Genomic DNA, 21,141 nt, shown 5'->3' with positions numbered 1-21,141 from the left:
CCATGATCACTCAGAGCCCCGTCACCGTCCTCGTCGTCGAAGACGAAGCCTTTCTGCTGTTCGCCATCGCCGACGAACTGCGCGAGGCGGGGTATGACGTGCTCGAAGCCAGCAATGCGGACCAGGCGATCAGCCTGCTGGAAGTCCATCAGGACATCCGCATCCTGTTCACCGACATCGACATGCCCGGCTCCATGGACGGGCTGCGCCTGTCCGCCGCCGTGCGAGACCGCTGGCCCCCGGTCAAGATCATCGTCACCTCCGGCAAGCAACAGCCGGCGCGGGACGCGATGCCGAGCGGTGGCGTCTTTCTACCCAAGCCCTATGCGGCCGCGGCGGTTGCGGCCACCATCCAGGGCCTGCTCGGCTAGGCTCCACGACTTACTTGTCGTTGTTCTCGAAGGCGCCGATGCTTTGCGCGATGAGGTTGGTGGCCATCACCAGCGAGATGATGGCGGCTGAATTGAACACCACCACCCACCATTTGCCGCCGGTGAGGAAGCCGTAGCCGTCGGCGATCGCCAGCCCCCAGTCGGCCGATGGCGGCTGGATGCCGAGGCCGAGGAAGCTCAGCGTCGCGATCGAGAAGAAAGCATAGCCGAGCCGGGTGATCAGCTCGATGAGGATGGTTTCCCGCACATTGGGCAGGATTTCCAGGAACATGATGGCCAGCCGTCCTTCGCCGGCGAGCCGCGCGGCGCTGACATAGTCGCGCTCGCGCTGTTCGCGCGCTGCGGTGCGCACCGTGCGCGCCACCAGCGGCGCATAGGCAAGGCCGATCACCAGGATGACGGTGAGGTTGGACGGGCCGATCGCCACCAGCGCCATCGTCACCAGCACGATGAAGGGCAGCGACATGACGGCGTCGAGCAGCCGCGCGCCGACGGCATCGACCAGGCCGCCAAAGGTGCCGAGCACCAGCCCGATGATGCTGCCCGCCGTGACGCCGGCCAGTGTCGCCAGCGGCGCCACCAGCAGGATGTCGCGCGAGCCGACGATGATGCGTGAAAGCACGTCGCGCCCAAGCTGGTCGGTGCCGAACCAATGCACCGCGTCGGGCGGCGTCATCATCGAGAGGAAATCCTCGGCATAGGGGTCGAACGGCACGAACCGCGCACCGAACAGCGCGCAGGCGACCCAGAACAGAAGCACCACCGAGCCGACCAGGGTCGAAGGCGCCACGTCAGGCACAAGACCACGCAGCCGGCCGATCCAGGAAAGCCTGATGTCGCTGCGCACGGGAGACTGCGCGAGATCGGTCATGGCGCGTTCCGGCGGCGCTGGCGCGGATCAAGCAGCGCCTGCAGGAGATCACCGATCGCCGCCGTCGACACGAAAATCGTCGCCATCACCAGCACGCCGGCCTCGAGCATCGGGAAGTCGCGCGCCTTGGCCGCGCTCAGCACGAGGTTGCCGAGCCCCTGTATGCCGAACAGCGCCTCGATCACCACCAGCCCGCCGAGCAGGAAGCCGCTCTGCGTGGCGATGACGGCCACCGTCGGCACCAGCGCGTTGCGCAGCACATGCTTGAACAGCACTTGCGACGGGCTCAGGCCCTTGAGGATCGCGGTGCGCGTATAGTCCGCCGCGCGGGCCTCGATCACCCCTGCCCTGGTCATGCGCGCGACATAGCCGATGAGGTTCAGCACCAGCGGCAGCGCCGGCAGGATGAGATGGTAGCTGGACGTCCAGAAGCCGGCCCCGTCCGGCGCCGCACCTGTGATCGGAAACCAGGCCAGCCACAGGCCGAAGACCATCAGCAACAGCAGGCCGGAGACGAAGTCCGGCACGATCGAGAGCGAAACGCCGGTCAGCACGATCAGACGGTCGGCAAGGCTCCCCGAGCGCAGGCCCGCGACGACGCCGGCGCCGATGCCGATCGGCACCAGGAACAAAAGCACGACGCCGGCCAGTGCGGCGGAATTCTTGATGCTCGACACAACGAACGGCGCCACCGGCGCGCGCATCGACAGCGAGTCGCCGAAATCCCCTGAAATAGCCCGGCTGAACCAGTGCCAGTATTGGGCAAGGATCGGCTGGTCGGTGCCGAGCTTGCGATTGAGTTCGGCGACCGCCTGCGCATCGGCGAACGGTCCGAGCATGACGCGGCCGACATCGCCGGGCAGCACCTGCCCGGCGAGGAAGACCAGCGCGCTGACCAGCCACAGCGTCAACAGCAGCGAGCCCGCGCGTGCCGCCAGCGGCCGGACGATCGCCATCGAAACGGTGCCGTTCAAACGAACGACACCTTGTCGAGCAGCAGGTGCGAGATCGCGGTGAAGCGCACGCCTTCGACCTTCGAGGAGACGATGCGGCTGTATTGCGAGAAATAGCCGATGATCAGCGGCGTCTCGTCGAGCAGCAGGGTCTGGATCTTGCCGGCTGCCACGCGCTGCGCCTGCAGGTCGCGCGCCTTGCCGTAGTCGACCAGCAGGGCATCGTAGTCCGGGCTGTTGAAATGCGCCGCGTTCCAGGCGCCCGAACTCTTCAGCGTCGCGTTGAGGAAGATGTCGGGCGTGCCGCGATGGCCGAAATCGGTGATGCCGAGATTGGAATCCAGCCATGGCGAGCTGCCGAATGTCGCCGAGCCGTAATAGGCATCCTGCGGCAGCACGTTGAGCTTGATGTCGATGCCGGCCTTCTTGGCGAAATTCTGGATCAGCACCGCATAGTCGGGAATGTCGTAGGCGCGCTCGGTGGTGAGCGTCACCTCGAAGCCGTTGGGCACGCCGGCCTCGCCAAGCAGCCGCTTGGCCTCCTCGATGTCCTGCTTGCGCTGCGGCACGGAGGGATCGGCCGAGGGGAAGATCGGCGCGAACGGAGTGTCGTTGCCGACGATGGCGCGGCCCTTCAGCAAGCCCTTGACCACGGCCTCGCGGTCGATGGTGAGCGCCAGCGCGCGGCGCACGCGCTTGTCGGTGAACGGCGCCTGGTCGGTCCGCAGATGCACTTCGTCATGCGAGCTTGCCTGCACGCTGAGCAGCTTGAAGTTAGGATTGCCTTCGATCGCCAGCTCCAGCCGCGTGGTGGAGGGGATGACGTCGAGCTGGCCCGCCTGCAACGCCAGCACCTGCGCCTGCTCATCGTCGAAGAACTTGATCTCGACCCGGTCCGGCAGCGCCTTGTCACCCCAGTAGTCGGCATTGCGCACAAAGCTGGCGCCCTGCTTGGGACGGAAGGATTCGAACTTGAACGGGCCAGTACCGATGAAATTCTTTTCGAAATCGCCGGCATAATCAGCCGGCAGGATGACGGCGTTGAACACGTCCGACGAGACATAGAACGGAAAATTGCTGTTGGGCTGGTCGAGATCGAAGGCGACCGTCTCGTCGTCGACCAGCTTGGCGCCGCCCTTCGACAGGATGCCCTTATAGGCCGACAGCGCCCCGGAGCCGGTGCTCGGATCGACAAGCCGCTCGAATGTCGCGACCACATCCTTGGCCGTCACCGCGCGGCCATCGTGGAATTTCACCCCGGGTCTCAGCTTGAAGGTCCAGCGCTTGGCCGTCTCGTCGGCCTCCCATGACAAGGCAAGTTTCGGCTGCACGCCGTCCTTGGGGTCGTCGAGGATCAGATATTCGCCGACCTGGCTGATCACGCCGATGCTGGCCGGATCGGTCACCGTAACCGGGTCGATCGCCTTGGTCGGCTGGCCGAGCCCGACGCGCACCGTGCCGCCGCCGGCCCCGGCCGCGCGGGCAGCCCCCGACGTGAACAGCCCTTGCGAGGCGGCAAAGCCGGTGAGACCGAGCAGTGCCGCGTATTTCAGGAGGTTGCGGCGCTTGAGAAACCCCTGCGCATATTCATCGACAGCGACATTCCAGATGTCGCGGGACGGATTGCGGGGGGACTGGCCGCGCAGAAGATCGATGTCGGACCGTTTCGTCATTTTTTCTCTTTCTTGAACTGGATGATGAGCATGGATGGGTGGGAAAGCCGCCGTCAGGCCGGCTGACCGTCGAGATGGATGCGGTCGACCGCTTGCGGATAGAAGGCGATCAGCCCTTTGATTTTCGGCATCTCATCGATCGGGTCGCGGTAGCTCCAGGCGATGTCGGGGCGAACCGACCCGTCCTTCAAGAGACCCGACCAATAGGAGGCGATGCCCTTGTAGGGACATCGCGTCGTCGAGTTGGACGCCGTCAGCCGGTCCAGCCGGACATCCTCCGGGGGAAGGTAGAAACGCGTCGGCAGATGGGTTTCGAACAGCAGCACCGGACGGTGGCTGTCGGCGATGATGTCTCCGTCGAACCAGACCTGGACATGGCTGGAACTGTGCAGCACGTCGATGCGCGCATAGGGGTCGCGCGCGTGGACGAAGACCTCTTCCTCCTCCTCGAACCACTGGTCGACCGCCTTCCAGGTGAAGGCGATGCGGCCGGCGAGCGGCGCCAGGTTTTCATCCGGCGGTGCCGTGAACGACCACGCCGCATTGGCGGCGCGCCTGCCGCCGCTGTCGATGTCCCAATAGGCGGTCTCGCCGCCCACCGCGTGCGGCTCGCGATGCAGTGACGGCTTCAGCACCGACGGATCGACCGAGGACGGCGGGAAGAAATAGATCGGCAGGAAATGATTGGAGCGCAGCACCAGCACATTGCGACTGTCGGCGATGGTGCGGCCATCGAATTTGACGCGGATGCGCTTGGGGCTGTGCAGCACGTTGACAAGACGCGGAGCCGTGGCTTCGCGGGGCTGAAGGTTCGGCGATGCGGTCATGGCCGTTTCCCTCAGGACACGGCGCGCGCATTGGCGCGTTGCTCGGCGAAGCGGTTGGCCGGGCGGGCGAGCCCGAAGCGGTCGCGCAACGTGCCCGGCGCATACTCGGTCGGGACCAGGCCGCGGCGCTGCAGTTCCGGCACCACTTGCCCGGCGAAATTCACCCAGTCCTCGGGCAGCAGCGGGAACATCAGGTTGAAACCGTCGGCCGCACCCGCGACGAACCAGTCCTCAAGCTGGTCGGCGATCTGCTTCGGCGTGCCGGCAACCGTCGGCACCGAGCCGCTGTTGGCGAGCTTGCGGGCGATGTCGCGCAGGCTGAGATTCTGTTTCGACCATTGCTTGACGCGGTTGAGCGAGGTGCGTCCGCCATTGAAGGTGCTTTCATCCGGCAGCGGCGGCAGCGGGCCGTCCGGCGGGTAGGCCGAGAGGTCGATGCCGCTCCAGCTCGACAGAAGATCGATGCCGACCTGGTCGGGAAGCAGCGTCTGCAGATATTCCTGCTTGTCGCGGCCTTCGGCCTCGGAAGCCGCGACGATCGGCAGGATGCCGGGCAGGATCTTGAAGCTTTCCGGCCGCCGGCCGTGGCGCGCCAGCCGCTCATTGATGTCCTGGCGGTATTTGATGCCGTCTTCCCTGGTGCTGTAGATGGCGAAATGCGCATCGGCCTGGGCGGTGGCGAAATTCTTGCCGTCCTCGGACGAGCCGGCCTGGACGATCAGCGGATGGCCTTGCGGCGGGCGCGACACGTTGAGCGGCCCGCGCACCTTGAAGTGCTTGCCCTTGTGGTCGATCGGATGGACCTTGTCGGGGTCGGCGAAATAGCCCGTCTCCTTGTCGATCAGGAGCGCCTCGTCCTCCCAGCTGTCCCACAGCGCCTTTACGATATCGAGGAACTCGCCGGCCCGCTCGTAGCGGAAAGCGTGCTCGATGTTGCCGTCGCGGCCGAAATTGCGCGCCTCCTCGTCCATGGCCGAGGTGACGACGTTCCACGACGCCCTGCCCTTGGTGATATGGTCGAGCGAAGCGAACAGGCGCGCGACATTGTAAGGTTCGCTGTAGGAGCTCGACGCCGTGGTGATCAGGCCGATATGCTTGGTCACGCCGGCCAGCGCCGACAGCAGCGTCAGCGGTTCGAGGCGGGCATTGGCGTAATGCGCGACGCCGCTCTTCACCGAATCCCAGATCGACACGTGATCGGCGACGAAGATGGTGTCGATGCGTGCCCGTTCGGCCGCCTGCACCAGCTCGCGATAATAGTCGAAATCGAGCACTTCACGGCCCGGCGCGCGGGGGTGGCGCCACGCCATGCGATGGTCGCCCTGCGGGTTGAAGAAGAACGCGCTGAGGATCATGTGCGACATCTGGATACCCTTCCCTGCGGATGCGGAAAACCGCCGGCGCCGCGGCCTGTGGCCGTGCCCCGAAAATCTTCCAGTCAGCGAAAGTTAGATTGCGCTCGGCCTTAATTCGAGTAATTTTATAGAGATTGTTCCATATGAAAGCGGAAGCGATTGCCCCTGATCGCCGCGCGCGCAGAAAGTGGTTTCCGGTCCCCAATGCCTTCGGTTTTGCCAACCATGTCTTCGGTTCTTGATGTCGAGCACCTCTCCGTTTCCTATGCCGGAGCCAGGCGCATCCACCGCGCGGTCGATGACGTCTCGCTCTCCATCGCCCAGGGCGAAGCGCTCGGGCTGGTCGGCGAATCCGGTTCCGGCAAGAGCTCGGTGGCGCTGGCCGTGCTGCGCTACCTGCCCAGGCACGCCCGGGTCGAGGCCGCGCAACTGGCCTTCGAAAATCGCGAAATCCGCGACCTCTCGACCAAAGAGTTGCGCCGGCTGCGCGGCGACCGCATCGCCGCCGTCTACCAGCATCCGGGCTCGGCGCTGAACCCGAGCATGACCATTGGCGGGCAGATCACCGAGACGATCCTGCGCCATCGCCCGATACACCGTGACGATGCGCTTGGCCGCGCCGCGCAACTTCTCGGCCGCGTCCGCGTCGCCAATCCCGAACGCGTGCTGCGGCTCTATCCGCACGAACTGTCGGGCGGCATGCAGCAGCGCGCCAACATCGCCATTGCCATCGCGCTCGACCCGGCGCTGCTGGTGATGGACGAGCCGACCACGGCGCTCGACGCCAGCGTCCAGTCCGAGATCATCGCCATTCTCGACGATCTGCGCCGCGAGCACCGGACCAGCATCCTTCTGATCAGCCACGACATCAACCTGATCCGGCGTTCCTGCGACCGGGTCTCGGTGATGCAGGCGGGCTCGATCGTCGAAACCGGCGCCGCCGGGGAAGTTTTCGACAACCCGCGCCATGCCTACACAAGGGCGCTGGTCGCCGCCATTCCGACGCTCAACCGCACCAAGCGCGACGGCAGGCTGGCCGAGGATGCCAGCGCCGTGGACCTGAGTTCGAACGTGCCGCCCGGCGAGCAGGCGGAAAGCGCCCTGCCCGCGCCGCAGCGCGAAATCGCCGTGTCTTGCCGGGGCATAAGACAATCCTTCGGCGGCCAGCCGGTGCTGCACGGCATCGATCTCGACATCGCCAGTGGCGAGACTTTCGGGCTGATCGGCGAATCCGGCTCCGGCAAGTCGACGCTGGCCCGCATCGTCACCGGGCTGCAGCCGCCGACGGCGGGCACGGTCGAACTGTTCGGCAAGACCGTGGCGCCACTGGTCGAACGGCGCCAGCCAGGCGAGCGGCGCGATGTGCAGATGGTATTCCAGTCGCCCGACCGCACGCTCAACCCGCGCCAGCGCATTGGCCGCATCCTCGGCCGCCCGTTGCGGCGGCTGGCCGGCCTGCCCCGCCGCGCGGTGCCGCGGCGCGTCGGCGACCTCCTGACCTCGGTGCGCCTCGCCCCCTCCACGGCGGAACAAAAGCCCGGCACGCTGTCGGGCGGCCAGCGCCAGCGCACGGCCATCGCGCGCGCCTTCGCCGGCCTGCCGAGGCTGGTGGTGCTGGACGAGCCGACCTCGGCCCTCGATGTCTCGGTGCAGGCGACCGTGCTCAACCTGCTCAACGACCTGCAGAAGAGCAAGGACACCGCCTACCTCTTCATCAGCCATGATCTCAGGGTCGTGCGCTACATGGCCGACCGCATCGGCGTGCTCTATCGCGGCCGCCTGGTCGAGACCGGTTCCTCCGACCAGATCTTCGCCGGCCCCAACCATCCCTACACGCAAGTGCTGCTGGCGGCGTCCTCGAACGATGGGCTAGCGACGACCATGGCCGAAGCGCAGGCCGCCATCGAAGCCGGCCCCGGCGGCTGCGCCTTCGCCGGCCGCTGCCCGCTGGCCGATGCCGGCTGCCTTGAGGCCGAACCTGTTGCCCGGGAGGTTGAAGCAGGCCACTACATCGCCTGTTGGAAGCGCGCCGGCTGAGGTTGGCCTACCCGCCGAGATGAAGCGGGTGCACCGGCGACTCGAGCAGCTTCATGCTGAGCGCCAGATCCGGCAGACCGCCATGACGAAGAACTCGCGGTAGCAGAAGTCGGGATCATCGAAATGAAGATCAAGCCAACCGGCCTCGCTCGCTTCGTGGCCGGTGGACGTTTGGTTCCTGGCGGACAAATGATGCCCCCCCATGGCGCGGCGGGGATAGAGGCGCACCCAACGGAACCGACGCCGGCCTACGCCGGCAGCGATGGCTCGGTGTTCGGCTCCAGCGGCTCTTCCGCCTCGTGGTCTTCCGGAAGCACGTCGCCATGCACCCCCAGCGGCCGGCCGATCCAGACCGGATCGACCAGATGGTCGCGCTTGGGGTTCTCCGTATTCGGGTGGATGAGGATGCTCAAGCCGCCATGATTCAGCATCAGCCAAGGCACGAGCGTGCCGAAAATCTCGTTGGCGAAGGAGACCTGGTACATGGCCTGGTCATGCGGGCCGACTTTCCCGTCGTGCCAATTGCCCAGGCGCACCCGGAACCGCTCGCCGATGCGAAGACGCAGCCATTCGGCATGTTGCCGCTCGGTCTCTCCGTCATAGTAGATGTGGGCGTGATAGCTGGCGATTTCCGCGAGAGGCCTTGGACTGGCTTCGTTGATCACAGTGCTCTCCTTCGATGCTTGTCGCGCCCGGCAGGCCGAAGCGCGGAGGCGGACCCTGTTCCACTTGTTTCGGCAACGTGGCGAATGTCCAGGCATTCAGCCCAAGAACGAGGTTTTAAGCAAGGTCATCCGACCGCCCCGAGGTTCTCGGCACCACGGCCGATGCGAAGCTCACCAGCGGACGAGAGATCGGGACGGCCTTGCCGCCATCGCGCGACATTGCGCGCAAACGTTTTTGTTGTTTGAGGGCGAGCGCGCTCGGGCCGACGTCGGGAGTCCGTCCGGCTATGCAGTGATTTCCTGTCGCCCCGCTTACGCCACGGCGGTCTCATTGACATGCTCTCCCAGGATTCGCTTGATGATCTTGTCGAAATCGTGAGAGTCGGCGCCGTTGACTTTAATCAGGGGCCATCCGCCCTGGCGCAGGCATTCGCCGACCTCCCGCGATATACTGGCTTGCTTCAGGCCCCTCTCCACGCCGAGTTCGAACAGGAGGACCTCGATGAGCGGTTGCGCGGCATGGCGGTCCATAAGACGGCGGCGCAAGGTTTCCTGCGGCGCATCGATTTGGATAAGGACATCCGGCCGCGGCAGGAACGCCAGCGTGTCACGAACCGCGTCGATGCTTGGACTGCGCGCCAGCAGAACCAGCGCGCATAAAGCCTGGATCAGGCCTTCCTCGAAAATGAAGTAACCTTCCGATTCCTGCGCCTTGCGCCAGGACTCGCATAGCTGGGCGATGTCGACCTTCATGCGCCACGACCATGTGCGGCTCCGCAGGGGGATTGATGCCAGAAGCCGCGCCGCTACCCCGTCCTTTGGCAAGGTCGATAGCAAGACAGGGGCGGAGGTGGCGATCTTTTTGCCAATACGGCCAATGCCATGACGTACCTCCGGGCCGTCATCCTGGGCCGAGCCGTATTCGATCAGGCGATAGCCGTTCACTGTCTTGACGTTGATGCCTTGCTTCGCCATCCCTTGGCAGAGGCCGCGAAGAAGTGTGGTCTTGCCTGCACCAGGCGGCCCAAACAACTCGATAATCATGCCGAAATGCCCAACGTCTCCAAGCAGGCACACACCCACCTGCGACCCAAAGCTTAGCCGGATTACACCCCCCACCAACATTCATTTGAATGACCCTTCAGCCCCGTGGACTCTTGGGAAGGCTCAGAGGTTCCCACCGCCGGAGACACGCGGCATTGGCCCTGGGCAAGCGTCTCGCGGCCGGGGAAATTGAGGCGGACCCGGCCGTTTTCCGGAGGGGAATTAGAGTAGTTCCGGCGAGGATGGATCGGGAAAAAGCTGCCCGGTCAAGATCGAGACATCATCCGAATGATTGATGAAAAGATTCCGGTGGCGAGCGATGGTCGACATTCAGCTTGGTGGGGCTCTGAATGTCTCCAGCGTACTTGCAATCGGAAGCGGTGGATCAGGATCTACAGGCGGAGTGTCGAACAACGACACTCCGCGGATGGTCAACCGTGCCCGAATATGCTCTCGACGAGGGTGGGCCAGTCTGGCGCCCCTATCAGCGGATGGGCGCCGATTTCGCGGACATTCCCATCTTCGATCACCTTGCAGACGTCGCAAGGCAATATCCGGACAAGCTCGCGATCAGCGACGGCGCCGACCGCCTGACTTACTCCGAGCTTTTGCGGGCTGTCGAGACACTGTCACGCCGTCTCGCCGCCGTCGTCCCCGAGGGACAGGCGGTCGGAATCCTTCAGGCCAACTCGGTCTGGTACCCGGTGGCAATGCTGGCGAGCATGGCGGCCGGACGGCCTTCGGTCCCGCTCAACATCAGGGACCCGGGCTCCCGGATCATCGAGATCGTGAATGCCGCGCGGCTCGGCGCCATCATAGGCGCCGGAAATGGCCGTCCCATCGATCTGGCGCGGCACGTGTTGTGGGTCGACATTGCCGCCGGCGTCGCGCCGGACGCTCAACGGGCATCACAACAACCGCCGCCCGTTTCCGTCGATGCGCCCGCAATGGTGCTTTACACCTCGGGTAGCACCGGACGTCCCAAGGGGATCGTCAACAGCCAACGCAGCCTGCTCTGGCGGGTCCTGCAATATGTCGACGCGTGCCATATAAACGCGGATGACGTCTTCCTGCCGCTGACCGGGCCAGCCACGATTGCCGGTTGCCGGGAGATTCTTGCCGCGCTGCTGACGGGCGCCGCGTTGCATCTTGTCGAGGTGGAGGCGGTCGGCCTGCGCGCGGTGCGCGCCCGCGTGCAAGCCGAAGGCGTAACGGTCGCCTATCTTGTGCCGGCGCTGCTTCGGGCGCTCTTGACCGAGGCCCCCGCCGACGCTTTCCACTCACTCAGAGTGGCCCGGATCGGCGGGGAGAAGGTGTCGTGGACCGATATCGCGTTGCTGCGCAAGGCCGTTTCGGACCAGTGCCTGATCCAGATCGGCTACTCGTCGACCGAGACCACCGGTTCGCAATGGTTCTTGCCGGCGGACTGGCCGGAGCAGGACACGTCGGTCCCTGTTGGCAGGCTGCTTCCCGGGATGGCATTCGCCATTGTCGACGAAGCGGAGCGCAGCGTCGGGACAGGAGAGAGCGGGGAGCTCCTGATCAGGAGCCCCTATGTTCTGCTTGGTTACTGGGAGAACGGTGTCGTCGTTCCCGTGCGACCGGACCCGGACGATCCCCGTGTTCGGATTTTTGCGACGGGCGACCTGGTTCGGCTGGACGATGACGGGTTGTTGTGGGTCGTCGGCCGCAAGGGGCGCCAGATCAAGATCAATGGCCGGCGCGTCGAACCCGCCGAGCTCGAGCGGGTCCTGCGGGGCGCGCCTTCGGTCGCGGATGCGGTGGCAATCGTGACGCCGGAGAAAGAACTCGTCGCGTTCGCGGTTCCCAGGCACCTGGCCGGGGCTGCTTTCGCGGAGGAGCTTCGCCAGCTCGTCAGAACGACGCTGCCGGCGCCACTGCGCCCCTCGCGGTTGCACACCATCGCCGCCATCCCGCGCCTGCTGGGCGGCAAGGTCGACCTGGCGAGCCTCACCCAAATGGATCGTTCGGACAGAAGGACGGCGCCAGCCGCCCAACCGCCGGCTGCCAGACCGCCGCCCGCCGGAGGCGAACCGAACACCCGGCAAATCGTACAGCACGCCTGGATGCAGGTTCTCAACACGAGCGTTGCGGCGGGAAACTGGGACGATGCGGGAGGAGATTCGCTGCAGCTGCTGCATTGCGTCATGGCGATCGAGAGCGCCATCGGCCAGGAACTGGGCCTTGAGGCCTTCACCGTCGGAATGAGCTTCAACGAGATGGTTGAGGCGGTCGCATCCGCACAGGCAGGCGACCGGCGCGAGAAGAAGCAACACCCCCCGGTTCTTTTCCTGTTTCCGGGATCCGTCGGCTATGGTCCGAGCCTGGCCGCCTTCGCGGCCGCCATGGGCAAGGTCGCCAGGGTCAACCCCATCAGGTACCCTGGCCTCGCCGCGATATTGGACGGGCATAACTCACTTTCCGCCATGGCTGCCGCCGCGCTCGAACAGATAGGGCGCGCCCAGCCTGCCGGGCCCGTGCGACTTCTCGGCCATTCGCTTGGCGGCGCGGTTGCGTTCGAGGTTGCCGCACGGCTGCTGGCCGCCGGTCGACCGGTCAGGTTTCTGGGCATCCTCGACACGAGCCTTCTGAACGAACCGAGCGACCCCTGGGCGACGCTGACCCGCACATTCCATCGCATTCGGACAAATCGCATATCCGCCCACCGGATGGCTTGCCGGGCCCTTGCGAAGATCACCGTTGCAATGGGCTGCGAGGGATATCTCGCCAGGTTCCTCGACCGCTCTGCCAAGGGAGAATTCAACCCGACGAGCTTCAGAACCAAACTGGAACTGCAGGAGGTGCTGCGAGCACGGTCTTTCTTCCAGTGGCTGGACGCACCGAAACCGGCCCTGCCGATCGGCGGCACCTTGTTTCGATGCCGCCGGGAGGGAATGCCTCAGGCCTTGGGCTGGGATAGCGCCTTGGCCCGGCTGGACGTGGTTCCGATCAACGGCAACCATATCGACCTTGTCGTGGAGCCGCATCTTGCCACCAACCGTCCCCTCATCGAGAGGGCCGTTGTGCAGACCTACTCCCCGGCCGAGTCTCGCAAAAGGGAGGATTTGTCATCGACGTGATCTCGCACTTCGGCAAGGACGCGCTGCTGCTCGATGCTCCCGCGGAGGTCGATCGCATCGTGGACACCTTGCGCACGCAGGTCCTTGGCACGCTCCATCGTCGCGGCGTGGTTGTCGGCCTTTCCGGCGGCATCGACAGCTCCGTCGTCGCCACCTTGTGCACGCGCGCGTTCGGCAAGGACAAAGTCTTGGGACTGTTCATGCCGGAGCGGGATTCCTCCGGCGATTCGCTCAGACTTGGCCGCCGTGTCGCGGCACAGCTTGGCATTGAAAACGTCGTGGAAGACATAGCACCGGCACTCGAGGCCACCGGCGCCTACAGCCGGCAGGTCGAGGCGATCCAAACCGTCGTTCCCGACTATGGAGAGGGCTGGAAATGCAAGCTGGTGCTCGCATCGGTTCTGGAGAGCAACGGCCTCAACATCACCCGGCTCACGGTCCAGGATCCAGAGGGCAAGGTCGACACGGTGCGCCTGTCGCCTGCCGCCTACCTGCAGATCGTCGCCGCGACCAACTACAAGCAGCGCCTGCGCAAGATGACCGAATACTACCACGCCGACCGCCTCAAATACGCGGTTGCCGGGACACCGAACCGCCTTGAGTACGACCAGGGCTTTTTCGTCAAGCAGGGCGACGGAACCGCCGACGTGATGCCGATCGTCCACCTTTACAAGACCCAGGTTTATCAACTCGCGGACTATCTCGGGGTGGACGAGGAAATCCAGCGGCGGCCACCCACCACCGACACCTTCTCCATGGCGCAAAGCCAGGAGGAGTTCTATTTCGCGCTGCCCTATCACCTGATGGATCTATGCCTCTATGGCCTGAACCACGGGATCGCCGGCGATGAGGTCGCGGCGGCGGCGGGCCTCACCGAGCCCCAGCTTCAGAAAGTCTTCAAGGACATCGACGCGAAACGGCGGGCCGCCCACTATCTTCACGCGCGGCCCTTGCTGTCCGCCGGAATTGACGAGGATTGACCGGGGATGTGCGGCATCGCTGGAATAGTGGCGCTGAACGCCGCGGCGGCTTCTCCTTCGCGTGAAGCGCTGATGCGGATGGTGGGCGCGCTGGCGCATCGCGGCCCCGACGAGCACGGCCTTTACCGGGACAGACGCGCGGGGCTGGCGCATGCGCGGCTTTCCGTCGTCGATCTTTCCAGCGGCCAGCAGCCGCTCGCCGACACCGGCGACACGACCTGGATCGTGTTCAACGGCGAGATCTTCAACTACGTCGAGTTGCGGGAAAAGCTGATCGCGCTCGGCCACCGCTTCCGGACTCGCAGCGACACCGAGGTCGCGCTCCATGCCTACCGTGCGTGGGGCGAAGCAGCCTTCGAGCGGATGAACGGCCAATGGGCAATCGCAATCTGGGACTCGATGGCGGGGCGTCTCGTATTGTCGCGCGACCGGTTCGGCATTTGCCCCCTGCATTTCTGCGAGCACGCGGGCCGGCTTTATTTCGCCAGCGAGGTGAAGGCCATCTTCGCGGCCGATCGAACCATATCTCGCGCCTTTGATCCGGCCGGCATCGACCAGACTTTCACGCTCTGGACGGTCGTTCCGCCGCAAGGGGTATTCCAGGGGATCAATGAACTCGAGCCGGGGCATGTCCGCACCTACCAGGATGGCACCGTTCGCGAGCGGGCCTTTTGGCGACCTTCCTACCCCGAGATTTCCGGAGCGCGGCAGGGCGAGTTCACCGGGTCGTGCGATGAGGCGGTGGACCGCGTGCGTGGCGCCCTAGAGGCCGCGACGGCGCTCAGGATGGTACGCGCCGACGTGCCCGTCGGGTGCTACCTCTCCGGAGGACTGGACAGTTCGCTCGTGGCCGCGCTGGGAAGGCGCTTCGCCGGCGAACGCTTCCAGACCTTCTCGCTGCGTTTCGCCGACGCCGAATATGACGAGACCCGCTTCCAGCGCCTTGTTGCCGAGGCAACCGGCAGCGAGCACCATGAGGTGGTGGTTTCGCGCGGCGATATCGCCGCGATCTTTCCGGAGGTGATCCACCACACCGAGCGCCCGATCCTGCGGACCGCCCCGGCGCCGCTGTTCCTGCTCTCGCGGCTGGTGCGCGAGCGTGGCATCAAGGTCGTGCTGACCGGCGAAGGGGCTGACGAGATGTTCGCCGGCTACGACCTGTTCCGCGAAGGCAAGATCCGCCGGTTCTGGGGCCGCCAGCCGGCATCGACACGACGCTCGCGGCTGCTGGAACGCCTTTACCCCTACCTCACCCGCTCGCCGGTGCAACAGCAGGCGATGGCGCGCCAGTTCTTCGGACGCAACATCCAGGCCCATGACGCGCCCGGCTTTGCCCATGACACACGCTGGCACACCACCAGCGCCATCAAGCGCTTGTTTTCCGCCGACATGCGCGCCGAGACCGAGCGCCGCGACGCCGTGTCCGAGTTGCTCGCCCGCCTGCCCGCGGAGTTCCCGCGCTGGAGCCCGCTTGCGCAGGACCAGTATCTCGAGGTCCAGACGCTGATGTCGGGCTATCTGCTCTCCTCGCAAGGCGACAGGATGCTGATGGCCCACTCCGTCGAGGGGCGTTTCCCCTTCCTGGACGATGAGCTTGTGAGCCTCGCGAATTCGCTTCCGGCGGCCTACAAGCTGCGCGTCCTCGACGAGAAGCACGTGCTCAAACGCGTGGCGGAACCGATCGTGCCCTCCGAGATCGTCACCCGCAAGAAGCAGCCGTTCCGCGCGCCCAACGCGCTTTGCTTCGTCGCCGGCGACGCACCGGAATACGTTCGCGAGGCGCTTTCGGAGACGGCGCTGCGCGAGGCCAATATCTTTGATCCGAAGGCGGTCACGCGCCTGCTCGGCAAGTGCCAGGCCAGGACCGGCGACGGCGATCTGTCCAATGCCGACAACATGGCGCTGGTCGGCGTGCTGTCGACCCAGCTCCTTCATCGACAGTTTGTCGCGAGCTGCCCCAGTGCAACTCGCGAATACGCGCTCAGCGTCGACGTCGACCGCGAACATCGGGAAGAACGCTTGCATGTTGCATGATGCCGTACCCCTGCTGCATGACTACCTCGCCCATTCCGCCGGCCGGCTCGGCGGCAAGGTTGCGCTGGTGTGCAACAAGCAACGTGTCACCTATGGCGAGCTTGAAACCCGCGCCAATGCGATCGCCGGGGATCTGGCCGCGTCAGGGGTCGTGCGCGGCGATCGCGTGATGATCTTCGCCGACAACACCGTCGAGACGGTGGTGAGCTTCTGGGCGGTGCTCAAGGCGAACGCGGTGGTGTGCATCGTCAACCCGCTCACCAAGAGCGACAAGCTCGATTACCTGCTCAACGACTGCAAGCCGACGGCGCTGATCACGGATGGGCATCTGCAGGCGGTCTTCCGCGAGCCGGCGCGCGGCTGTCCCTCGCTTCTGCGCATGATCGTTTCCGGGACGATCGACGACGTCGAGCTCTCCCGATTGCCGCATGCCGTGCGCTGGGCCACCGCGGTCGCCATCGACGGCGGCGCGCCGCCGCCACGGCGCTGCATCGATGTCGATCTCGCCGCCATCATCTACACCTCCGGTTCGACGGGTGAACCCAAGGGCGTGATGCTGACGCACAGGAACATGATGACCGCCTGCACGTCCATCGCCTCCTACCTCGAGCTTGGCGAGGACGAGGTGATCCTCAACGTCCTGCCCCTGGCTTTCGACTATGGCCTGTACCAGATGATCATGGCGTTCCGCACCGGCGCCCGGCTGGTGCTCGAACGTTCCTTCGCCTTCCCGGCGCGGGTCCTTGAACTGATCAGGCAAGAGGGAGTTACCGGCTTTCCCGGCGTGCCGACCATCTTTGCGGCGCTCTCCGAGCTCAAGTCGCTCAAGGACCAGGATTTCTCACGCATTCGCTACGTCACCAACACCGCGGCCGCCTTGCCGCTCAAGCATATTCTCATGCTTCGCGAGCTGTTTTCGAGTGCACGCATCTATTCGATGTACGGCCTCACCGAATGCAAGCGTTGCACCTATCTGCCGCCAGAGGACCTCGAGCGAAAGCCGTTGAGCGTCGGGATCGCGATCCCGAACACGGAAATGTGGATCGTTGACGAACATGACAGGCGGGTCGGCCCCGGCGTCGTCGGCCAGCTCGTCATCCGCGGCGCGACGGTGATGAAGGGCTATTGGGGCAAGCCCGAGGCGACGGCCAGGAAGCTCAAGCCCGGCCCGCTGCCGGGCGAGCAGGTCCTGTACACGGGCGACTACTGCCGGATGGACGCGGAGGGTTACCTCTACTTCGTCGGCCGTGGCGACGAGATCATCAAATCGCGCGGCGAGAAGGTGGCGCCGAAGGAGGTCGAGAACGTGCTCATGAATATTCCAGGGGTGCGGGAAGCGGCGGTCATCGGTGTTCCGGACGAACTCCTCGGCCAGGCGGTGAAGGCGTTTGTCGTAATGGAGAATGGACGAACCATCGGCGAAAAGCAGTTGCAGATGGAGTGCCAGAAACGGCTGGAAAACTTCATGGTGCCGAAGTCCATCGTCGTCGTGGCCAGCCTGCCGATGACGGACACCGGCAAACTGAAGAAGACGGCCCTGTCATGAGGCGGGCTGGCGCATGTCGCTCGAAAGTGACCCCGGTCCTGGGAGAACGACATGCATGAAAACAAGGACCTGGAAGGAGCGTCGCATGAATCCGTTTCAGCGCGATGCGCTTTGGGGGACGAAGTCGCTAGATTTACGAGGCCGCAACGGAGGGCGAATTCATGTTGACTACCAAGGAACGCACCGGAATCTACAGCGAGCAAATTCGCAGTTTCCTGATTTCGAATTTCTACGTGAGCGACGCGAGGGCATTGGTGAACGACACGTCCCTGCTCGATCAGGGCATCGTCGACTCGACGGGCGTGCTCGAGATTATCGGCTTCATCGAGGAGACCTTCGGCATCATCGTCGAGGACAGCGAGCTCTTGCCTGAAAACCTCGATTCCATTCAGGGCATCGAGCAATACATCCTGCGCAAGATGAACTGATTGCCGGGCTTGACGCATGCCGCCCGGAAGCGACCTCGGTTTTGGGACAACGGCATGCATGAAAACAAGGACTTGAAGCGCATCGCATGAATCCGTTTCAACGCGAAGCGCTCCATGTCTTTGTTTTCACGCAATTCCGGACGGAAAACCGCTTCACACTCTTCCTCGAATTGCTTTTGTTTTCACGCAATTCCAGACGGAAAACCGCTCACACTTTTCCTGGAATTGCTCAGGCGCACGCTCATGCCTGCGCCCGGGCCTGACCCAGGACCACCCGGCCCTCGCCTGCTTCGTTGGAGACGGCGCGGATGTTCTCGTATGCCTTGCTGCGCTCCAGCAGGGCCATCACCTGCCGGTCCTGGCCAAGGCCGACTTCGAAGAGCAGGACGCCGCCGGGCCGCAAATATCGCGGCGCGTCCTTCACCACCCGCATATGGATGCTGAGGCCGTAAGGGCCGGCCGCGAAGGCTTCACGCGGTTCGAGCTCGACCAGATGCGCGCGGTCGCCCTCGAGCCGCTTTTCCGAAATGTAGGGCGGATTGCAGACGATCACGTCGATCGCCCCTTCAAGTCCCTGGCCCGCGAGGGCGCCGAACAGATCGCCCTGATGCACCGAGACGCGGTCGGCCATGCCGTGATGGGCGGCGTTGCGTCGTGTCGCCTCGACGCATCCATCGGTGAGGTCGCTCGCCCAGACGCGCGCGGCGGGCACGCGGTGGGCGATGGCACAGGCGAGGTTCCCGGCGCCGCAGCACATGTCGATGATGCGCGGCGTTGGCAGGTTCATCCGGTGCAAGACACCAAGAGCCGTCGTGCCGAGCAGCTCCGTCTCCGGCCGCGGCACCAGCGCACCGGGCGCGACGAGCAGTTCAAGTCCCATGAAGACGGCGCGGCCCGTGCCATAGGCGTCGGCGACACTGAACTCCTTGCTCATGGCAACCCCACGCGGCTGATGTTCCCAGTATAGGTGTTCGGCATCCGCGCGCCAGTCAAACCTGCGCCGAAGCCATGAATTTCTCCGGCCTTTGCCTCGAAACCGGGGCACGCTTGACCCGGAATCACGGAGGCTTCCCGCGGTCCTCCGCCACGGCCCGCCGCCCGCCCCTATTTGAGAGATACGCCGTAAACCGCTGAAATCCTTAACAGGATTTTCATTCCACTGTCCTAATCACCATGCCATGGCAGGGCATTTCGAGCGCTTGTTTGCTGGCCCCTCTCGCCAGGGGCAGAGCGAAGCCGTGGCAACCGGGATCCTCCGCGATCAGTTCGCTGATCTGCGGAAAGGGATCTTCATTTCCATGCCGATCGCCACGGTGCTTTCGGCGCTGATCCTGGCCGTGCAGATGCTTTCGCATGGCGGTGTTGGCGCGGTGCTGTGGTTCGCCGCGGTCAGCATCATCAACAGCGCCCGCCTGGCGCTTGCCGCCGCCCAGCCCGACATTTCCGGGAGCGGCGCGAGGCCGGTCAGCGCCCGGCTTTCCCTTTACGGCGCATTGGCGCTGGCATCCGGCATTGCCTGGGCTTTCCTGGCCGTGCTGGCGGACGGATACACCACGGCACAGGCGCCGCTCTATCTGATCGTGCTCGCGGGCCTGTCGGCCGGCTCCGTCACCTACTCGGCCTCCTATGCGCCGGCGGCGATCAATTTCATGACGCTGCCGCTTCTGGCCGCCGCCGGATGCGTGCTGGCCAGGGGCGGCATCGAGAATTACGTCCTGGCTTTCACCATCGTGCTGTTCCTCGGCGGAATGGTCAGGAGCGCGCTGATCGGGCAGGCCGGCTTCCGCGAGACGAGCCGCCTCAAATACGAGGCGCGGGAATTCGCCGCCGAGATGGACCGCAATTCCAGGCGCGATCCGCTGACGAATTTGCTCAACCGGTACGGGCTCGAGCAGGCGATCCGACAGCTAGGGCCTTCCGACGGCCCGTTCGTGACCATGCTGGTCGACCTCGACGGCTTCAAATCCGTCAACGACACCTATGGCCACAACATCGGCGACGACCTGCTGGTCAAGGTCGCGCGCAGGATCGAAGACCATGCGCCGCAAGGCGCCACGATCGCGCGCATCGGCGGCGACGAGTTCGTGCTGCTGTTTTCCGCCGCGAGATCCGCGCGTCCGGCCGGCGCGCTGGCCGGCGCGCTCATCGCGGCGATCGCGCAACCGGATCCGGCGTTGAACTCGGTGCGCGTCGGCGCCTCGGTCGGGATCTACGTTTCGGACAATCCACGCTTGACGGAAATGCTGCTGCGGGCCGATTTCGCGCTCTATGCGGCCAAGCGCAAGGGCAGGAACGAATACTGCGTCTTCGATGCCGGGCTCGACCAGGCGCTGGAGCGCAAGCACTGCATCGAGCGCGACCTGCGCGGCGCCATCGAGGCCGGCGCGCTGTGCTCATGGTTCCAGCCGCTGGTGCGCCTGGACACCAGCGCGGTGGTCGGCTTCGAGGCGCTGCTGCGCTGGCGGCACCCGCTCCATGGGGCGATCTCGCCGCCCGAGATCGTCACCGCCGCGCGCGAGACCGGCCTGCTGCCGCTGCTGACGGAAACGGTGTTCCGCAATTGCTGCGCCATGATCGAGGCGCTGGCCGGCAGCGGCCGCGGCGATGTGCGGGTCGCGATGAACCTGTCGCCGCGCGAGCTCGAGGCGGGCAATGTCGACGACATGATCCTGGACATGCTGAAGGTGAGGCACCTGCCCGCGGCGATGCTGGAGATCGAGATCACCGAGGAAGCGCCGGTCGACCGCGAGCGGGTCGACGAGAAGATCGGCCGCCTCGCCGACGCCGGCATATCGATCGTGCTCGACGATTTCGGCACCGGCTTTTCGACCCTGGTCGCGCTGAAGGACAGCCGCATCCGCAAGATCAAGATCGACAAGCATTTCGTGCGCGACCTGGCCAAGTCGGTCGAGGACCAGGCGCTGGTCAAGACGGTCATCGATCTCGGCCGCGCGCTGGGCATAGAGGTGATGGCCGAGGGGGTGGAGACGGACGCCGACCGCCTGATCCTGCGCTCGCTCGACTGCATGGTCGCGCAAGGCTTTCTCTTCTCGCCGGCGCTGCCCGCGCCCGAGGCGCTTGCCTACGAGGCGGCCCATCCGAGCCGCACGCTCGCGGCGGAAGCGCTCTTCGACCCCGCCGCAAGGCGCCAGAGCGGCAGCGCGGCCTGACCCGCCGTCACGCCGCTCGCGGCGCGAGGCTTTCGGCCCCGCGCGCATCGTGTAGTCTGACGATC

At 65.1% G+C, this 21,141-nt stretch carries 16 protein-coding genes; 8 read left to right on the top strand and 8 right to left on the bottom strand.

Going from position 1 to position 21,141, the window contains the following annotated elements; all coding sequences use genetic code 11:
- Window positions 1-2: 2 nt before the first annotated feature.
- Window positions 3-371 (top strand): response regulator, encoded by a 369-nt coding sequence (locus tag EB815_RS15465; protein WP_056570879.1) that lies wholly within the window; start codon window positions 3-5, stop codon window positions 369-371.
- A gap of 10 nt (window positions 372-381) precedes the next feature.
- On the opposite strand, the gene EB815_RS15460 is transcribed toward EB815_RS15465, so the two are convergent.
- The 5 genes from EB815_RS15460 to EB815_RS15440 are packed head-to-tail and all read right to left on the bottom strand — an operon-like array spanning window position 382 to window position 6,080.
- Complete coding sequence (locus tag EB815_RS15460; RefSeq protein ID WP_056570877.1) at window positions 382-1,263, bottom strand: ABC transporter permease; 882 nt, start codon at window positions 1,261-1,263, stop codon at window positions 382-384.
- Window positions 1,260-2,213 (bottom strand): ABC transporter permease, encoded by a 954-nt coding sequence (locus EB815_RS15455; protein WP_413814134.1) that lies wholly within the window; start codon window positions 2,211-2,213, stop codon window positions 1,260-1,262. The genes EB815_RS15460 and EB815_RS15455 overlap by 4 nt, the downstream gene beginning before the upstream one ends.
- Before the next feature lie 20 nt (window positions 2,214-2,233).
- Entirely contained in the window at window positions 2,234-3,889 is a 1,656-nt protein-coding gene (locus tag EB815_RS15450; RefSeq protein WP_065005254.1) for an ABC transporter substrate-binding protein, read from the bottom strand.
- A 53-nt stretch (window positions 3,890-3,942) separates the two neighbouring features.
- Window positions 3,943-4,716: a DUF427 domain-containing protein gene (locus EB815_RS15445; RefSeq protein WP_056570872.1), complete on the bottom strand. Its 774-nt coding sequence runs from the start codon at window positions 4,714-4,716 to the stop codon at window positions 3,943-3,945.
- An 11-nt stretch (window positions 4,717-4,727) separates the two neighbouring features.
- Window positions 4,728-6,080 carry an LLM class flavin-dependent oxidoreductase gene (locus EB815_RS15440; RefSeq protein WP_081294847.1) on the bottom strand — a complete coding sequence of 451 codons (1,353 nt, stop codon included), beginning with the start codon at window positions 6,078-6,080 and terminating at the stop codon, window positions 4,728-4,730.
- 216 nt (window positions 6,081-6,296) lie between these two features.
- Here EB815_RS15440 and EB815_RS15435 point away from each other — a divergent pair, with 216 nt between their 5' ends.
- Window positions 6,297-8,108: a dipeptide ABC transporter ATP-binding protein gene (locus EB815_RS15435; protein WP_155772431.1), complete on the top strand. Its 1,812-nt coding sequence runs from the start codon at window positions 6,297-6,299 to the stop codon at window positions 8,106-8,108.
- 248 nt (window positions 8,109-8,356) lie between these two features.
- Here EB815_RS15435 and EB815_RS15430 read toward each other — a convergent pair whose 3' ends face one another.
- Both EB815_RS15430 and EB815_RS15425 read right to left on the bottom strand, forming a co-directional pair.
- On the bottom strand, window positions 8,357-8,770 hold the full coding sequence (locus EB815_RS15430; protein ID WP_056572047.1) for a DOPA 4,5-dioxygenase family protein: 414 nt from the start codon (window positions 8,768-8,770) through the stop codon (window positions 8,357-8,359).
- A 315-nt stretch (window positions 8,771-9,085) separates the two neighbouring features.
- Window positions 9,086-9,817: an AAA family ATPase gene (locus EB815_RS15425; protein WP_056570869.1), complete on the bottom strand. Its 732-nt coding sequence runs from the start codon at window positions 9,815-9,817 to the stop codon at window positions 9,086-9,088.
- A gap of 350 nt (window positions 9,818-10,167) precedes the next feature.
- Here EB815_RS15425 and EB815_RS15420 point away from each other — a divergent pair, with 350 nt between their 5' ends.
- The 5 genes from EB815_RS15420 to EB815_RS15400 all read left to right on the top strand — a co-directional run bounded on the left by EB815_RS15420 (window position 10,168) and on the right by EB815_RS15400 (window position 17,906).
- Entirely contained in the window at window positions 10,168-12,918 is a 2,751-nt protein-coding gene (locus EB815_RS15420) for a non-ribosomal peptide synthetase (RefSeq protein WP_056570866.1), read from the top strand.
- Complete coding sequence (gene nadE / locus EB815_RS15415; RefSeq protein ID WP_081294846.1) at window positions 12,915-13,898, top strand: NAD(+) synthase; 984 nt, start codon at window positions 12,915-12,917, stop codon at window positions 13,896-13,898. Before EB815_RS15420 ends, nadE begins: the two co-directional genes overlap by 4 nt.
- A 6-nt stretch (window positions 13,899-13,904) precedes the next feature.
- Window positions 13,905-15,932: an asparagine synthase (glutamine-hydrolyzing) gene (gene asnB, locus EB815_RS15410; RefSeq protein WP_056570864.1), complete on the top strand. Its 2,028-nt coding sequence runs from the start codon at window positions 13,905-13,907 to the stop codon at window positions 15,930-15,932.
- Window positions 15,922-17,478 carry a class I adenylate-forming enzyme family protein gene (locus EB815_RS15405; RefSeq protein WP_056570862.1) on the top strand — a complete coding sequence of 519 codons (1,557 nt, stop codon included), beginning with the start codon at window positions 15,922-15,924 and terminating at the stop codon, window positions 17,476-17,478. The genes asnB and EB815_RS15405 overlap by 11 nt, the downstream gene beginning before the upstream one ends.
- A gap of 161 nt (window positions 17,479-17,639) precedes the next feature.
- The gene (locus EB815_RS15400; RefSeq protein ID WP_056570860.1) at window positions 17,640-17,906 is read left to right on the top strand and encodes an acyl carrier protein; all 267 of its coding nucleotides are present in this window, start codon (window positions 17,640-17,642) and stop codon (window positions 17,904-17,906) included.
- A 241-nt stretch (window positions 17,907-18,147) separates the two neighbouring features.
- Here the strand turns inward: EB815_RS15400 and EB815_RS15395 are convergent, their stop codons facing one another.
- A complete protein-coding gene (locus tag EB815_RS15395) occupies window positions 18,148-18,840 on the bottom strand; it encodes a N5-glutamine methyltransferase family protein (RefSeq protein WP_056570858.1) in 693 nt (230 codons plus the stop codon).
- A 364-nt stretch (window positions 18,841-19,204) separates the two neighbouring features.
- Between EB815_RS15395 and EB815_RS15390 the strand changes: the two genes are divergently transcribed.
- Window positions 19,205-21,076, top strand: a complete 1,872-nt coding sequence (locus tag EB815_RS15390) for a putative bifunctional diguanylate cyclase/phosphodiesterase (RefSeq protein WP_244494061.1) — start codon at window positions 19,205-19,207, stop codon at window positions 21,074-21,076.
- Window positions 21,077-21,141: the final 65 nt, after the last annotated feature.

The sequence above is a fragment of the Mesorhizobium loti genome, from assembly GCF_013170705.1.
In the GTDB taxonomy this organism is placed as follows: domain Bacteria; phylum Pseudomonadota; class Alphaproteobacteria; order Rhizobiales; family Rhizobiaceae; genus Mesorhizobium; species Mesorhizobium loti_D.
This window is presented reverse-complemented; position numbering and strand designations above follow the sequence as displayed.

Excerpts from the sequence above, each read along its gene's own strand:
- EB815_RS15440 (WP_081294847.1), bottom strand. The coding sequence starts at position 6,080 with ATGTCGCACATGATCCTCAGCGCGTTCTTCTTCAACCCGCAGGGCGAC.
- EB815_RS15445 (WP_056570872.1), bottom strand. The coding sequence starts at position 4,716 with ATGACCGCATCGCCGAACCTTCAGCCCCGCGAAGCCACGGCTCCGCGT.
- EB815_RS15400 (WP_056570860.1), top strand. The coding sequence starts at position 17,640 with ATGTTGACTACCAAGGAACGCACCGGAATCTACAGCGAGCAAATTCGC.
- EB815_RS15425 (WP_056570869.1), bottom strand. The coding sequence starts at position 9,817 with ATGATTATCGAGTTGTTTGGGCCGCCTGGTGCAGGCAAGACCACACTT.
- EB815_RS15435 (WP_155772431.1), top strand. The coding sequence starts at position 6,297 with ATGTCTTCGGTTCTTGATGTCGAGCACCTCTCCGTTTCCTATGCCGGA.
- EB815_RS15405 (WP_056570862.1), top strand. The coding sequence starts at position 15,922 with ATGTTGCATGATGCCGTACCCCTGCTGCATGACTACCTCGCCCATTCC.
- EB815_RS15465 (WP_056570879.1), top strand. The coding sequence starts at position 3 with ATGATCACTCAGAGCCCCGTCACCGTCCTCGTCGTCGAAGACGAAGCC.
- asnB (WP_056570864.1), top strand. The coding sequence starts at position 13,905 with ATGTGCGGCATCGCTGGAATAGTGGCGCTGAACGCCGCGGCGGCTTCT.
- EB815_RS15460 (WP_056570877.1), bottom strand. The coding sequence starts at position 1,263 with ATGACCGATCTCGCGCAGTCTCCCGTGCGCAGCGACATCAGGCTTTCC.
- EB815_RS15390 (WP_244494061.1), top strand. The coding sequence starts at position 19,205 with ATGCCGATCGCCACGGTGCTTTCGGCGCTGATCCTGGCCGTGCAGATG.
- EB815_RS15420 (WP_056570866.1), top strand. The coding sequence starts at position 10,168 with ATGTCTCCAGCGTACTTGCAATCGGAAGCGGTGGATCAGGATCTACAG.
- EB815_RS15395 (WP_056570858.1), bottom strand. The coding sequence starts at position 18,840 with ATGAGCAAGGAGTTCAGTGTCGCCGACGCCTATGGCACGGGCCGCGCC.
- EB815_RS15450 (WP_065005254.1), bottom strand. The coding sequence starts at position 3,889 with ATGACGAAACGGTCCGACATCGATCTTCTGCGCGGCCAGTCCCCCCGC.